Annotated in this window: 14 protein-coding genes and 1 tRNA gene; 2 read left to right on the top strand and 13 right to left on the bottom strand. The window is 51.0% G+C overall.

What is annotated here, in order from left to right:
• From tpiA to J2T14_RS21100, 4 genes are all read right to left on the bottom strand, one after another.
• Positions 1 to 756 carry a triose-phosphate isomerase gene (tpiA, locus tag J2T14_RS21115; RefSeq protein WP_307473917.1) on the bottom strand — a complete coding sequence of 252 codons (756 nt, stop codon included), beginning with the start codon at positions 754 to 756 and terminating at the stop codon, positions 1 to 3.
• Positions 757 to 779: 23 nt separating this feature from the next.
• Positions 780 to 1,964, bottom strand: coding sequence for a phosphoglycerate kinase (locus J2T14_RS21110; protein WP_307207892.1), 1,185 nt, complete (start codon positions 1,962 to 1,964; stop codon positions 780 to 782).
• Positions 1,965 to 2,172: 208 nt separating this feature from the next.
• Positions 2,173 to 3,177, bottom strand: a complete 1,005-nt coding sequence (gap, locus tag J2T14_RS21105; RefSeq protein WP_307207893.1) for a type I glyceraldehyde-3-phosphate dehydrogenase — start codon at positions 3,175 to 3,177, stop codon at positions 2,173 to 2,175.
• A 101-nt stretch (positions 3,178 to 3,278) separates the two neighbouring features.
• On the bottom strand, positions 3,279 to 4,322 hold the full coding sequence (locus J2T14_RS21100) for a sugar-binding transcriptional regulator (protein WP_307207924.1): 1,044 nt from the start codon (positions 4,320 to 4,322) through the stop codon (positions 3,279 to 3,281).
• A gap of 234 nt (positions 4,323 to 4,556) precedes the next feature.
• Between J2T14_RS21100 and J2T14_RS21095 the strand changes: the two genes are divergently transcribed.
• Positions 4,557 to 4,631: transfer RNA gene (locus J2T14_RS21095), tRNA-Arg, on the top strand.
• Positions 4,632 to 5,149: 518 nt separating this feature from the next.
• Entirely contained in the window at positions 5,150 to 5,734 is a 585-nt protein-coding gene (clpP, locus tag J2T14_RS21090) for an ATP-dependent Clp endopeptidase proteolytic subunit ClpP (RefSeq protein WP_307207925.1), read from the top strand.
• 504 nt (positions 5,735 to 6,238) lie between these two features.
• Here the strand turns inward: clpP and J2T14_RS21085 are convergent.
• From J2T14_RS21085 to hisJ, 9 genes are all read right to left on the bottom strand, one after another.
• The gene (locus tag J2T14_RS21085; RefSeq protein WP_028609180.1) at positions 6,239 to 6,508 is read right to left on the bottom strand and encodes an HPr family phosphocarrier protein; all 270 of its coding nucleotides are present in this window, start codon (positions 6,506 to 6,508) and stop codon (positions 6,239 to 6,241) included.
• 190 nt (positions 6,509 to 6,698) lie between these two features.
• On the bottom strand, positions 6,699 to 7,628 hold the full coding sequence (whiA, locus tag J2T14_RS21080) for a DNA-binding protein WhiA (protein WP_307473915.1): 930 nt from the start codon (positions 7,626 to 7,628) through the stop codon (positions 6,699 to 6,701).
• Between the two features lie 6 nt (positions 7,629 to 7,634).
• Entirely contained in the window at positions 7,635 to 8,621 is a 987-nt protein-coding gene (locus J2T14_RS21075; protein ID WP_307207895.1) for a gluconeogenesis factor YvcK family protein, read from the bottom strand.
• A gap of 12 nt (positions 8,622 to 8,633) precedes the next feature.
• Positions 8,634 to 9,521, bottom strand: a complete 888-nt coding sequence (rapZ, locus tag J2T14_RS21070) for an RNase adapter RapZ (RefSeq protein WP_307207896.1) — start codon at positions 9,519 to 9,521, stop codon at positions 8,634 to 8,636.
• Between the two features lie 151 nt (positions 9,522 to 9,672).
• Entirely contained in the window at positions 9,673 to 10,623 is a 951-nt protein-coding gene (locus J2T14_RS21065; protein WP_307473913.1) for an ROK family glucokinase, read from the bottom strand.
• A gap of 307 nt (positions 10,624 to 10,930) precedes the next feature.
• On the bottom strand, positions 10,931 to 11,878 hold the full coding sequence (gene trxB / locus J2T14_RS21060) for a thioredoxin-disulfide reductase (protein WP_307207899.1): 948 nt from the start codon (positions 11,876 to 11,878) through the stop codon (positions 10,931 to 10,933).
• Positions 11,879 to 11,931: 53 nt separating this feature from the next.
• Complete coding sequence (locus tag J2T14_RS21055) at positions 11,932 to 13,680, bottom strand: tetratricopeptide repeat protein (RefSeq protein ID WP_307473911.1); 1,749 nt, start codon at positions 13,678 to 13,680, stop codon at positions 11,932 to 11,934.
• Positions 13,681 to 13,846: 166 nt separating this feature from the next.
• Positions 13,847 to 14,797 (bottom strand): ribose-phosphate diphosphokinase, encoded by a 951-nt coding sequence (locus J2T14_RS21050; RefSeq protein ID WP_307207901.1) that lies wholly within the window; start codon positions 14,795 to 14,797, stop codon positions 13,847 to 13,849.
• Positions 14,798 to 14,915: 118 nt separating this feature from the next.
• Positions 14,916 to 15,722: a histidinol-phosphatase HisJ gene (gene hisJ / locus J2T14_RS21045; protein ID WP_307473909.1), complete on the bottom strand. Its 807-nt coding sequence runs from the start codon at positions 15,720 to 15,722 to the stop codon at positions 14,916 to 14,918.
• Positions 15,723 to 15,790 lie beyond the last annotated feature (68 nt).

Here is a 15,790-nt window from a genome sequence, read left to right as displayed (position 1 = left end):
TTACTTGGCCCCCTCGACCAAAGCGATATAGGAAGCAGGCTCAAGGCTTGCGCCGCCTACAAGAGCACCGTCGATGTCCGCTTGGCCCATGTATTCCGCTACGTTGTTCGGCTTCACGCTGCCGCCGTATTGGATGCGAACCGCATCAGCAGTTGCTTGGTCATACAGAGCGGATACAACGTCGCGGATATATCCGATAACGTCTTGCGCGTCTTCGGAAGTCGACGATTTGCCGGTTCCGATCGCCCAGATCGGCTCGTATGCGATAACGACTTCAGCCGCTTTCGAAGCCGACAGCCCTTGGAATACCGCTTCGGTTTGCACTTTGCACACGTCTTTCGTTTGTCCGGCTTCGCGCTCTTCGAGCTTCTCGCCTACGCAGACGATCGGCAGCAAGCCGTTTTTGAACGAAGCATGAACCTTTTTATTAACGATCTCATCCGATTCCGCGAAGTAAGCGCGGCGCTCGGAGTGGCCGATAATAACGTATTTCACGCCAAGATCCTTCAGCATGACGCCGCTGATCTCGCCCGTGAATGCGCCGTTGTCTTCGAAGTGAACGTTTTGCGCGCCAATAGCGATCGACGTGCCTTTCGCCGCTTCAATAAGGGCAGGAAGCGTTGTGAATGGAGCGCAGATCACGCTCTCCACGCCGTCTACTTCCGCTTTGCCTTTCACTTCGGAGAAGAAGGATACCGCTTCGGAAACGGTTTTGAACATTTTCCAGTTGCCCGCAATAATCGGTTTTCTGCTCATGCTATTACCTCCTAATGGAATTCTTATTTATCGTTAAGGGCTACAACGCCCGGGAGTACTTTGCCTTCCATGAACTCAAGGGAAGCGCCGCCGCCAGTCGAGATGAAGTCCATTTTGTCAGCCAGGTGGAATTTCTCGGCTGCCGCAGCCGAGTCGCCGCCGCCGATAACCGTATAGCCGGACGTTTCCGCACATGCGCGAGCTACTGCTTGCGTTCCGTGGGAGAAAGGCTCGATTTCGAATACGCCCATCGGTCCGTTCCATACAACGAGCTTGGAGTTTTTGATAACGTCTGCATACAGCTCGCGAGTCTTAGGTCCGATGTCGATGCCTTCCCATTCGGCAGGAATGCCGTCTACGTCAACGATTTGCGTATTAGCGTTCGCGCTGAAGTCGTCTGTTACAACGATATCAACAGGGATCAGGAAGTTTTTGCCGAGCTTCTTCGCTTTCTCTATGAACTCAAGCGCCAGATCAAGCTTGCTGTTGTCTACGAGCGATTTGCCGATTTCATGGCCTTGCGCCTTGAAGAATGTGTAGGACAAGCCGCCGCCGATGATGATGTTGTCGGCAATTTCAAGCATTTTGTCAATAACCGCGATTTTGTCTTTTACTTTCGAACCGCCTACGATCGCCGTGAAAGGACGCTCAGGGTTGTTCAATGCTTTGCCTAGAACTTCAAGCTCTCTCTCCATCAGAAGACCGGATACGGCCGGCAGCAAGTGCGCAATGCCTTCCGTCGAAGCATGCGCGCGGTGAGCAGCGCCGAATGCGTCGTTGACGAACAGATCAGCCAGTTTGGCGAAAGCTTTCGCCAGCTCGGGATCGTTCTTTTCTTCGCCTTCGTAGAAGCGTACGTTCTCAAGGAGCAATACGTCGCCGTTGTTTAGAGCCGCTACTTGCGCTTCTACGGCTTCGCCGATAGCTTCGTTAGCCTTTGTTACCGGTTTACCCAGAAGCTCGGACAGACGCGCTGCGGAAGCCGTATGACGAAGCTCTTCTACCACTTGACCGTTTGGACGGCCAAGGTGAGACGCAAGAATCACTTTAGCGCCTTTGTCGATCAGGAAGTTGATCGTTGGAAGCGTCTCGCGGATCCGTTTGTCATCCGTAATTTTTCCGTTCTCGAGCGGCACGTTGAAATCAACGCGTACAAATACCCGTTTGCCTGCCAGTTCAGCTACGTCGCGTACACTTTTCTTGTTCATCGAAAAAAACCTCCCAGAAATTCTCAAAGTAAGCTAGCCGTATGCATCTATCACATTGATGAAGTAAGTAGTAATTATTGAAAAAAAGAAAAGAGCGTTCCTTCGTCAAGAAGAAACGCCCTCATGGTCCAAGTCCCCAAAAGGGCGCGAACTTAAGAGCCGAAGCGCCCAGCGGAGCAGGGTGCCTCGGCCCGTTCGCCTTCTTTTCTTACAGACCTTTGCTTGCGATATATGCAGCAAGATCAACTACGCGGTTCGAGTAGCCCCACTCGTTGTCGTACCAGGAAATAACTTTCACCATGTTGCCTTCGACAACCATCGTCGACAGACCGTCGATAGTGGAGGAAGCAGGGTCGCTATTGTAATCGCTCGATACAAGCGGCAATTCGTTGTAGTTCAAGATGCCTTTCAAAGCGCCTTCGGAAGCATCTTTAAGCGCTGCGTTAACTTCTTCAACCGTAACGTTGACTTTCAGTTCTGCAACAAGGTCAGTAACCGAAACGTTAGGTGTAGGTACGCGCATAGCCATACCGTTCAATTTGCCTTTCAGCTCAGGCAATACGAGGGAAACGGCTTTCGCAGCGCCAGTCGACGAAGGGATGATGTTTTCTGCGGCAGCGCGAGCGCGGCGCAGGTCTTTGTGTGGAACGTCAAGTACGGATTGGTCGTTTGTGTACGAGTGAATCGTCGTCATCATACCTTTAACGATACCGAATTTGTCGTTCAATACTTTTGCGAATGGTGCTAGGCAGTTCGTTGTGCAAGAAGCGTTGGAGATAATCGTGTGCGCGGATGCATCGTATTTATCTTCGTTAACGCCCATAACAACCGTGATGTCTTCGTTAGTAGCCGGTGCGGAGATGATAACTTTTTTAGCGCCGCCTTGAAGGTGAAGCTCGGCTTTTTCTTTCGCCGTGAAGATACCAGTCGATTCGACTACGATTTCAGCGCCTACGGAAGCCCAAGGAAGGTCAGCCGGGTTACGCTCAGCGAACACTTTGATTTCAACGCCGTTTACGATCAAAGCGCCTTCTTTAGCTTCTACTGTTGCGTCAAGAGTGCCGTGAGTCGTGTCATATTTAAGAAGGTGAGCCAGTGTGTTCGTGTCCGTAAGATCGTTCACTGCCACGATTTGTACATCAGGGTTGTTCAGTGCTGCGCGGAATACGTTACGGCCGATACGACCAAAACCATTAATACCTACTTTAACCATTGTTAATTCCTCCTAAGCATTTTTGGGATAAGGCAATTTATTTCAAGACGTCTTGCCTGCGGCAGGTTGCCCTGTCCGGCAATAACGTCATGACCACTACATTAAGTAACTTTTTGCTCTTGTTCAATTATAGCTACGATCTCTAGCGCGGCAGCTTCGTCCGTCACAAGCACATCGTTATGACCGAATCGCATCACGGCTGCGATCGCTTCGCCTTTGCTCTTGCCTCCGGCAACGCCTATAACAACTTCAGTCTTTACAATATCCTCGAGCCGTAATCCTACCGTTTGCATTTTGTGCACCACAGCGCCGTTTCGGTCAAAATAAAATCCGAACGACTCCGCCAATGCCCCTTCTGCCGCCATTTCATCAATGACGTCCTGCTCCAGCCGTCTTCGCCTAGCCATAACCATCGCATCCCCGATACCGTGGACGACGATTCTGGCGCTTCGGATGACATCTACAATCTCGCGAATGTTAGGCTCTTGCATAATCGACGAGAAAGCTTCCTCGCCCAGATGATCCGGGACATGAAGCAAGCGGTATTGCGCGCCCGTGCGCTTCGCCATCGTCGAAGCGATCGTATTCGCCTGGTAGTCGAGGCTCTCGCCCAGCCCGCCCCTGGCAGGCACGAACCAATTCGTCTTGAGCGCGGTAGAGGTTGATAAATGATTCGCGACTTGGGCAATCGTTGTTCCGCCGGTTACGGCAACGACATCATTAGGCTGCATCAGCTTGCGAAGTACTTGCGCGCTAGCACGGCCGAGCTCCCGCTTCGTCTGTGCCGAGCTTTCGGAATCCCCGGCAACGATAACAACTTGCGATAACCCAAAGCGAGTGCGGATTCGATCTTCAAGCTCCGACAGACCGAACATCGTCTTATAGACCGGTTCCAACTGCTCCAGAAGCTCTCTGCCAGCATCCGTAATGCGGATGCCGCTCGAATGAACATCGAGTAAGCCTTGTGCCTTCAGAAACTCGATCTCCGTGCGCAGCACGCGTTCCGTCAGCGATAACGCCGAGGCGAGCGTACGGCGTCCGATAAGCTCTGTCAGCATGACCTGGTGCAGAATCGAATACCTCTTTCTCATTACATCCAGAAGATCCGGCACAAGCTGCTGCTGCAGTTCAATGATCTGACGCATCTTATCCTTCACTCCACCCGTTATATGAGACTTCAGCTTCTTTACCTGGGACACGAAACGTCCCTCTATAACATTTGTAGTCCCACCTCCTATATTATCGGAAATTCGAGATGGCCGCAAGAGCTTAAAACCTACTGAAAGCGATTACTGTCACGATTTTCACAAATTTAATTTAAGGAAGTCGCTTGCTTTCTAGCCGCTATTGTCATATAATCACCTTTGCTACTGTTTTTTGCGCCCGTGGTCCAATGGATATGACGTAGGCCTCCGGAGCCTGAGATCTAGGTTCGATTCCTAGCGGGCGCGCCACTTACCTTTTCCAAGCACTACATAACGCATACCTATTAAGGCCATCCCGATGATGTTGAATCGGAATGGCCTTTTTTATTGAATTCGTTCACCTTCAGCACTGATGTAACGGCATTTCGGGAAATTAAATTCGCATACTCGGCCAGCATTGGCTCATTAGCGTCATTTCGGGAAACTAATTTGACTCTCATTGCCTCACCGGGCGTTAATGGATCATTTAGTTCGACGAAATCGAACTATAAGGGCAACTTTGTTACCTTTCCCTATCTGCTCGCTGTGCAATCAATGCTCATTATTACTTCTGGTGTCAGATCCGCCACCGCGAACGCAACACTACACATAGCTTGCCCCGTATCTCAATTGGGCCAAAACCTTGATAAAGCGGCCTCTTATTCCTTGTCCGATAATTAGTCAGACAATTTGTCTGACTATCTTTGACTTTTGAGTTTCCATCCGTTATTATGAGAATACGATTTAACCATTTTCGTTCATGTTGAAGGAGGGGGCTTGCGTTGGATATGAATTTCGTTCCTATGGTTATTGAGCAAAGCAATCGCGGAGAGCGTGCCTATGACATTTACTCTCGGTTGTTGAAGGATCGCATTATTTTTCTTGGATCAGGTGTAAACGACGTGGTGGCTAATTCCATCATCGCGCAAATGCTGTTCCTTGCGGCGGATGATCCCGAGAAGGACATATCTCTTTACATTAACAGCCCAGGCGGCTCGATTACGGCCGGCATGGCGATCTATGATACGATGCAATACATTAAGCCGGACGTATCGACTATCTGCGTCGGTATGGCCGCTTCGATGGGTGCATTCCTGCTGACGGCAGGCGCGATAGGCAAGCGTTATGCGCTTCCGAACAGCGAAGTAATGATTCACCAGCCGCTTGGCGGCGCTGAGGGACAAGCGAGCGACATCGAGATTCGCGCGCGTCGCATTATCAAGATGCGCGATCATCTCAATGGCATTCTTGCCGAGCGCAGCGGTCAGCCGCTTAGCCGTATCGAGCAAGACACCGATCGCGACTACTTCATGAGCGCAGCGGAAGCGAAGGAATACGGCCTTGTTGACAAAGTAATCGAGAAGGTTGTCTAATAATAACCTTCCAAGAAATTAGAAAAGGCGGCACAAGGACAATCCTTGTGCCGCCTTTTTTCGTTGCCGCTAAACGGCTATATTGGACTTTTGCATTATAGAAAGTCACTTTGAAGTCAATGAAACGGCTATATTGGATTTTCGCAGCAACTTCGCTCTCGAATAGTCACCAGACGCTCCCACCGTGGAGAGTTAGTGCAGATATCCAACATAGGTTTAGAATCCCCTTAAATCTGCCGAAGTTAATGCCATTATCCAATGTAGCTATTTCCACTCTCCCTAAGCCAGCCATTCATCGCTTCATAGGTCGCCTCTTCTTCACCCTTTACTCATTATCTATCCACATTCCACCTCCGCAAAACCTTTTATCCACATAGTTATCAACATTCTATTCACATTTATCCACAATTGGTCTAATAACTTTCTATTCAAACCTGCCGAAATGCAAAAAAGCCTACCCGATCTTACGATCGAAATAGACTTCTTTCATCGATAATCAATGAATTATTGATTTTCAAGTTCCTCTTTGCTAACAAGAGCGACTAAAGCGTTTACAGCCTGCTCCGCGTCCGAACCTTCTGCACTTATGGATACTTCAGTGCCGGAGCTGATCGCGAGACTCATAATGCCCATGATCGATTTCGCATTAACTTTTTTGTCGTCTTTCTCTACAAATACCTCGGAGGAAAATTTGTTCGCTTCTTGTACGAATAACGCTGCAGGTCTTGCATGAAGCCCCGTCTTCAGACGAACGACAACCGGAAGCCTTGTCATGGAAACCATACCCCCTATATTATACTCATTCATAAGCGTCGGACTGCTCAGCCAACGACCGCGAAGGCAAGCAACGTTCAACGCAGAAATATAAGCTTGTATAAGATTTAGACTTATACTTCTTATCTTTGGTGATTAGATCATTTTGCATTATTATAACATTATACCAGCGGTTGCACTAGGTGAAAAGCTAACTGCCGCGTATTTTTTCCGCAAGTTCGTCGATTTTGCGCAAACGATGGTTGACGCCCGACTTACTTACCTTGCCTCTAAGCATTTCGCCGACCTCTGTCAGATTCATATCGGGATGCTGCAGCCGGATTTCGGCTACTTCCTTCAGCTTCTCAGGGAGACTGTCGAGGCCGATCTCTTTCTGCAGCAGCTTGATATTATCGATCTGACGGACGGCCGCTCCGATCGTCTTGTTCAGATTCGCCGTCTCGCAATTGACGATCCGGTTGACGGAGTTGCGCATATCGCGCATAATCCGTACATCCTCGAACTTGAACAACGCCTGATGCGCGCCGATAATGTTGAGCAGCTCAATGATTTTCTCGCCTTCCTTGATATACAGGATGAAGCCTTTTTTCCGTTCAATGCATCTCGCATTTAGGTCGAACTTATTGGCCAGCTCCACAAGCGCCGTGCAATGCTCCTCATACAGTGTTGCAATTTCCAGATGATAAGATGAGCCCTCCGGATTGTTGACCGAGCCTCCGGCCAGGAAAGCGCCTCTCAGGTAAGACCGTTTGCAGCACGGCTTGCGAATGATCTCCTTATCGATGCCGTTATTGAACATGAAGCCCTCCGACACGATTCCGAGCTCGCTTAGTATTTCCTGTACTCCCGAAGGAATCCGAACGATATACACATTGTTTTTCTTCAGGCGCATTTTCTTGCGCACAAGCAGCTCAATATGCATATCGTAATGCTTCTTAAGCAGAGAGTAGATTCTTCTGGCGATTGCCGCATTTTCAGTCGAGATGTCGAGGACGACCTTGCGGCTGGATACGCTGACCGAGCCGTTCATCCGTAATAGCGCGGACAGCTCTGCACGCTCACAGCAGCTATCGGCTTCAATTAGGGTTAGCTCTTTTTTTGTTTGTGCCGCAAAAGACATCGTTCATCACCTCTTTCTAAGCATCCAGTTCTCTACCAGTTTATAGATATGATGGCTCAAACGTTCGGCATCATGCCGCAAAAAAGTCCGGAACAGCACAAGGCGATCCGCTATGACCTGATAACCGCGGCGCGTTACCTCGTCCAAGTCGAGATGAACGGCCTTAGAGCCCATCTCCGCGTACTTGCTTTCAATCTGCGGCGGAATCTCTCCGTCGTTGACGATGACATAATCGAACAAATGATGACCGATATGCCGATGTACGGCTTCCAAGTGATCGCTAACCGAATAGTTGTCCGTCTCGCCCGGCTGCGTCATTACATTGCATACAAACAGCTTCACTGCATTTGATCCAATGATCGCTTCTGCGAGCTTCGGGACGAGCAGGTTCGGAATAATGCTCGTGTACAAGCTTCCCGGACCGAACAGGATCGCGTCTGCCTGCTCAATCGCTTCTACCGCCTCAGGCAAAGCTTCCACATCGCTCGGTTCGATAAATACCCGCTTAATGGCCTGGCCGGCCTTGGGTATCATCGATTCACCCGTTACAATTGAGCCGTCGGCCATTTCCGCCTTCAGCACGATCGCCTGATTGGCGGCGGGCAGCACCCGTCCTCGAACGGCCAGAACGCGGCTTAGCTCACGCACGCCAGTTACGAAGTCGCCGGAAATATCCGTCATGGCCGCTAGCATTAGGTTGCCTAAACTATGCCCGGCTAATCCTGTTCCGCTATTAAATCGGTACTGAAGCACCTCGGTAAGCAGCGGCTCGGCGTCCGCAAGCGCCATAAGCACGTTGCGTATGTCGCCGGGCGGCGGAATTTGAAGCTCATTGCGCAAAATGCCGGAGCTCCCCCCGTCGTCGGCAACCGTTACGATAGCCGTAATGTCGAGCGGCTTCTCCTTCAATCCTCGCAGCATGACAGAAAGCCCCGTACCGCCGCCGATTACGACGATTTTAGGGCGTCTTAAAATTTTATGCCTTGTTTGCATCGTCTCACCCCGTCAATGCTTGTCACGATCGGCATCGCGATGGCTGACACGAATGCGTTCCGTATCGCTGCTGCCGAGCATGCGTCCCAAATATTCGGCGATCGCGACAGAGCGATGCTTGCCGCCCGTACAGCCGATCCCGATGACAACCTGGCTTTTCCCTTCCTTGCGGTAGAGAGGAATAAGGAATTGCAGCATGTCGAGCAGCTTGGTTAGAAATTGTTGTGTTTCGGGCCACTTCATCACATATTCGTAGACATCCGGATTTTGTCCCGTATTCGGACGCAGATGTTCGATATAATGCGGGTTCGGAAGGAAACGAACGTCGTAGATGAGGTCGGCATCGATAGGTATGCCGTACTTGAAGCCGAAGGAGGTTACGTTCACGGAGAGACTGTTCTGTTCCAAATTCGTAAACCGCGATATAATACGTTCCTTCAGCTGGCCCGGTTTCAATATGGTCGTATCGATCACCTGCGAGGCCGAGCCCTTCAGATCCTCCAGCATCCGGCGTTCGTTGCGGATACCTTCCAGCGGCATGCCCTCCGGCGCAAGCGGATGACGGCGGCGACTCTCCTTGTAACGCTGAACGAGCACCTCGTCCGTTGCGTCCAGGAACAGAATCTCGCAGTCGATCGTGTAATGATCCTTGATGAATGCCAGCGATTCCGCCAAGGCATCGAAAAACTCGCGCCCCCTCAGGTCGATCACGAGCGCGACCTTGCCGATCTTGCCGTTCGACTGATCGATCAACTCGGCGAACTTCGGAATAAGCACCGGCGGCAGGTTGTCGACGCAGAAGAAGCCGAGATCCTCGAGGCTCTGCACGGCAATCGTTTTGCCCGCGCCCGACATTCCTGTAATAATGACAAGCTTCGCAACTGTAACGGCCGTCTCCATGTTGGACCAACCTCCTTAAAGGTTTTGCGAATGCAAAACCTACTTCGTAAGCATAAGCTAAGGTTTTGCGAATGCAAAACCTACTTCTACCATAACTGGCTGTAGCCGCCCGTAGGCGGCGCAGCTCATGTTGCTTCTTAATAAGTAAAGACTAGCCTCTAAGAATAAGTCCGGCAGCGCCTACAACGCCAGCGTTATTGCCGAGTGTAGCCGCAACGATCTTCACGTTTTCTTTCGCTTGATCTTGCGTGTATTTCTCGAATACTTCGCGGATTTGATCGAACAGGAAGTCGCCCGCCTTCGATACGCCGCCGCCAATAATAAAGTATTGCGGATTAAGGATGATCGCCATCATTGCCATCGACTTGCCCAAGTAGTAAGCAGCACGGCTTACGATGCGGGAAGCGACCTCATCGCCCGCTTTGGCAGCATCGATAACGTCCTTCGCCATGATGTTTTCAACATGCGACAGATTCGTGCGGTCGCCGCGTTCTACGGCGTCCTTCGCCATGCGAATGATGCCCGTTGCGGAAGATACCGTCTCGAGACAGCCCATCTTGCCGCAGCCGCACCCAATCGCTTCCAGATCGGGAACGATGGACATATGACCGAGTTCGCCCGCCATGCCTGCGAAACCTTCTACGATTTTACCATTTATAATAATACCGCCGCCAACGCCGGTGCCGAGCGTATAGCATACGCATTGGTCGATGCCTTTGCCTGCTCCGCCCCATGCTTCGCCAAGCGCAGCTACGTTCGCGTCGTTATTGACTTTGACTGTTTTGTTCAGTTGTTTCTCCAAATAAGACTTCAAATCGACATTTTCGATTTTCAAGTTAGGAGCGAATTTAATAATGCCGTTAGGAATATCAAGAAAACCGGCGATGCCAACGCCTACGCCGTCAACTTGTTCCCACTCATAAGACGATTCGTCTACAATGGCGCGTGCATAGGTCGCGATATTATGAAGGATAGTGTCCGTTCCTTTACTTGTCTCTGTCGGGCCCTCATATGTCTGGAGCAGCTGTCCCTCCGCGTTGCAAATTCCTACTTTAATTGCAGTACCGCCGACATCGACGCCAACGTAAATCTTCTCAGACATCACTAGTCCACCTCATCAATAATGTTAAACTTCTCTGTACCCACTATAAGCGTTGTTCATGCTGTCGTCAACAATGTAGAATGCTGGTAAAACAAGCTGTTCAAGCACTTATCAAGCTCTTTGCGTGCACCGATTCCATCATAACCCGTATGCAGTCACCGTTAAATGAATTTTCCCTCATAATCGAATATTTCGAGGCGAGCTATGTTGGATATTTGAACCACGCAGCATAGTCCCGATATGAAATAAAAAGAGCTGCACCTGCTAAACATCGCTTAGCCGATACAGCCCCTATTCACTTTAACGATTAAACCGACTTGCTCCAGTCATGCGTAATGCTGCCTTCGAGGAAACGTTCGCAGTCGAGCGCCGCCATACAGCCGCTTCCCGCAGCCGTGATCGCTTGGCGGTACTTGCTGTCCTGTACGTCCCCGCATGCGAATACGCCTGCTATGTTCGTCTCGGAGCTGCCCGGCTTCACCTTAATGTAGCCATGCTCGTCCGTATCGATCTGGCCGTTCAGGAACTTCGTATTCGGCGTATGGCCGATCGCGATGAAGATACCGTCCGTCTCGATAACGTCCTCTTGGCCTGTTGCGTTATCGCGAACCTTCAAGCCGGTAACGCCCATGCCGCTTGCGACTACCTCAATCGGCGTGCGATTCAGGCTCCAGCTTATTTTCTCGTTCTCGCGAGCGCGGTCCTGCATAATCTTCGATGCGCGAAGCTCATCGCGGCGGTTGACCAGCTCGACGTTCGACGCGAAGCGAGTCAGGAAGTTAGCTTCCTCCATCGCCGAATCGCCGCCGCCGACCACGATAATCTTTTTGCCGCGGAAGAAGAAGCCGTCGCATGTCGCGCAAGTGCTGACGCCGCGTCCGACATTGTCTTTCTCGCCCGGAATGCCGAGGTACTTCGCCGATGCGCCGGTCGAGATTATGACGCTCTCGCCAATCAGCTCTCCGTGACCTTCTACTTGTAGCTTGAACGGACGTTCCGACAGGTCGACGCTGTTGACCCAGCCCGTAATAAATTTGGCGCCGAAGCGCTCCGCTTGCTTGCGCATATTTTCCATAAGCTCCGGTCCCATGATGCCTTCCGGGAATCCGGGGAAGTTCTCGACTTCCGTCGTCGTCGTCAGTTGGCCGCCAGGCTCCGGTCCTTCGATAATAAGCGGCTCCATATTGGCGCGAGCCAAGTAAATAGCTGCAGTCAGTCCGGCAGGGCCGGTACCGATAATAATCGATTTGTACATATATATCACCTCATCTATAGTTTGTCTCGCTCGATTCTACATACGGTTAAAGCCTATTCATCCGTAGAATTCGAAGAAAACACCGAGCTTACCGACTTCATCTTTTCCTTAATGCCGCACACGCCGTCGATCGTCTTCACGTTCTTGCTTACCGTAGCAATCGATGTGCCGTAACGCATAGAAACTTCATGGTACGAGATCGCGCGGCGATGCATCTTGGCCGTCAAATATTCCAGTGCCGCTGCCCAGCCCTCCGGCTTGCTCAGCTTCGGTACATCCGGATACACCCGCGACAAAAATTCGACCCACAGCGTCATGAGGTCATGCTGCTGGACAAGGTCATACTGCTTATTCATACGATTCATCGCCATCTCGACGACGGCCTGCCATTTCTCATCCCACACAGGCAGACGCGAAGGCACCCGGTTCGGCTCAATGACCGTATCCTTACTTTCCAATACCGCATGCAGCGGCTCTTGAACGCCGATCGTCCGCAATACGAATATCGCGATCCGCTTCAAATAGTCGTCTTCGTCCCGCTCCAGCAGAAAAGCGCGCAGCACATCCTTTACTTCGCTGTCGGCAATCATGCCGAGCGCTTGAATGACCTGCAGCTTCGTATGCTGATCGCCATGGCGCAGCGCCCAGAAGAAGGAAGATCGAACGAGCGGGTCCCGCTTCAGATGATCGGGAATGCCGTCAGACGACTTTTCCCATAGCTTGAACTGCTCCTCGAACGGTAAATGATAATGGTAGCTTACATGGCCGGTCTGATTGCCGCTGCGGATATGTTCCAGCTGCTCCATATAATACTGCGGGATGCCCGACATCGGATCAAGCTTGATCGCCTGCTTCCATAGACGCTCCGCTTCCTGGAGCCGTCCGATGTTGCAGGAAGCTACAGCCGCGTAATGGTACAGGCATGGATCCTGATGAAGCTCGGCATCCTTCAGCAGTCTTGAGAAGTGACGGTGCGCGGAGCTGTGCTCTCCTAAGATACCCATTGTCGTAGCGAGTTTAAACACATGCTCTTGATGGAAAGGAGCCGTCTTTTTCAACAGCTCAACGAGCGGACGCAGATTTTTCTCGTCGCCCTCGTGCTGGTAGAAAATCGCAAGGTTGCAAAGCGCATGCAAATTGCCCGACTCAATAGCTAACACCTCTTGAATCGTCTCCATCGCCTTTTCGAACATGCCCATGTAATAATAAGCGAGCGCCAGATTGTTTCTCGCCGCGAGAAAATCAGGTTGCTGCTGCGTGATTTGCTCCAATATGCGGACCGCTTCCGTGAACTTGCCTTCCTCGAGCAGCGTTCGCGCTTGATCGTGCTCGATCATACCCTCGCGCGACTTAATGTTTTTCAATTGGGTCGGGCGCTCCAGCTCGTAATGAAGCAGATCCATCATATCTTCCGCCTCATCGAGAAACTGGCCGTCGGGGTCTTCCTCCAAATATTGAATTAGCGAGCCTTCGGCCGCCTCGTACTGTTCCATATTCGCATAATTGTTCGCCATATAGAAATGGCATTCCGTCATCGATGGATCGAGCTCGTCTACGATCATGCTCAAGATCCGGTTCGATTCCTCATAATTGCCCATTTCCGATAAGATGCCGGCCATATTGCAATGGTTAACTGGATTATCAGGTTCGTATTCAACGGCGCGCCGAAAATATTTGAGGGCCTTGTCGTAATGGAATCGATCCAGCGAACGAACAGCCCGTTCAAAGAAAAACGTAGCGTCCCATTGAATCGGTATTACCTTCGTTTGCTTATCGACAGCCACAAGTCTCTTCTCTTTCACTAGCAAGGCACCTCCCGTTACTTCCGATTTTCTAAGATTATACCATAGCGCCGCCTATCCTAACACGAAAGAATATGTGGGAAAAATCGCGGACGGCATGCGAGCCGCCCGCGATTTTTCGCGGCAAACCTATTCTTTTGGGCATATGGGCATGGCCAGCCGAATATTACACGCCGTTGTTCTTGAACAACGTGCTGATCGAGCCGCCCTCCAAAATGATCCGTGTCGCTTCCGCAAGCAGTGGCGCCACAGACAACACTTTGAATCGCTCCGGCGTCGATTCCGGCAACAGAATCGAGTCGGTCACGATAACTTCTTTTATGGATGGATGATCCAAACGCTCAATGGCATTACCGGAGAACAGCGGATGCGTCGCGCATACGTACACGTCTTCCGCGCCGCGCTCCTTCAGGCTTTCCACAACATTGACGATCGTCGTGCCGGTATCGATCAAGTCCTCGATAATGATCGGGGTTTGACCTTCTACATCGCCGATAACATGCGTTATGGAGGATTCGTTGTGCGCTGGGCGCTTCTTGATCATGATCGCAAACGAAGTGTCCAGGTAGTTAGCCAGCTTCTCCGCGGTCGAAGCACGACCTGCATCCGGCGATACGACGACCGGATTTTTGATGTTTTTGGCTTTCAGGTAATCGCTGATCAGATCAAGCGCCGTCATGTGGTCAACCGGGATGTTGAAGAAGCCTTGAATCGCCGGTGCATGCAAATCGATCGTAATGACGCGGTTCGCGCCAACCGTCGTAAGCACGTCAGCCAACATTTTCGCCGAGATCGGCTCCCGCGGAGCTGCCTTGCGTTCCTGACGAGCATAGCCGTAATAAGGCATGATGATGTTGACCGTTCTCGCCGAAGCGCGCTTAGCCGCATCGATCATCACGAGCAATTCTACAAAATGCTCGTTGATCGGATGCGAGAACGATTGAACGAGAAACACGTCGCAGTTACGAATCGTTTCCTCGTAGTGAACGTAAATCTCTCCGCTTTTGAAACGAGACATCTTGATTGCACCGAGTGATAGACCAAGCTCTGCACTGATTTTTTGAGCCAATACCGGATTGGACGAACCCGAAAATATACGCACCTTGTCGCTTACCATGATACCCTCCTGAGCGTTTAAACCAATAAATTTTACTTATCGAGTACTGTCGCCTGCCGAATATTATTCGACAAACCTTGTCTTATTCTATCCTATTATACATCGAATTTACGATAATTCAAAAATCAATCAGCATTATTTTTCGACAATTAAATGTCGCTAGCTGCGTATAGCCCACTTCCTTAAGCGCTGCGCGCGCTTCTTCCAAATATTGACCGAGTCTCTCCGGCTGATGGGCGTCCGAGCCTATCGTCAGCGGAATCCCGAGTTCATAAGCATATTCGAGCATTCGGCGGCTTGGGAACATCTCCTTCACCGGCGTCCGGAGACCGGATGCGTTCAGCTCGATCGCAAGACCGTGCTTCTTCACCGCTTCGAGCGCGGCGTTCTCAAGATGGGTTACATCCTCATCCGGCTTGAAGCCGAACCGCTTGATAACGTCAATATGGCCGATGTAATCGTAAAAGCCCGTTGCCGCCGCTTTCATAACCGCATCGTAATACTGCTCGTACACCGCAAGCTTGTTCTTGCCTTCCCAGCCCGCGGTCTGACGGAAGTCGGTAATGTCCCATTCGCCCAGAAAATGAACCGAGCCGATCACATAATCCCAAGGGTACGCCTTCACGATACGCTCGATCTGCTCCTCGCAGCCTTCGATGTAGTCGCCTTCCAGGCCGACCCGAACATCGATCTGCCCCTTGTACTTCTCCTTCAGAGCAAGACATTCCTCGACATAACGCGGAAGCTCCTCCATCGGCATCGCCATCTCCGGCAGGTAAGTTGCCGGATCAACATGCAGCAACGGCATATGGTCGGAAAGGCCGATCTGCGCAAGTCCGATCTCGATGCCCTTCTTCACGTACTCTTCAAGCTCGCCTACCGCGTGGCCGCAGCGGGCATGATGGGTATGATAATCGATAAACATGAGCATTCCGGCCTTTCGTAGCTTATTCATTTGTAAAATGAGAATTTGATAATTCTTGATAATTCGAT

The sequence above is a fragment of the Paenibacillus harenae genome (genome assembly GCF_030812415.1).
GTDB classification, from domain to species: Bacteria; Bacillota; Bacilli; order Paenibacillales; family Paenibacillaceae; genus Pristimantibacillus; species Pristimantibacillus harenae_A.
This window is presented reverse-complemented; position numbering and strand designations above follow the sequence as displayed.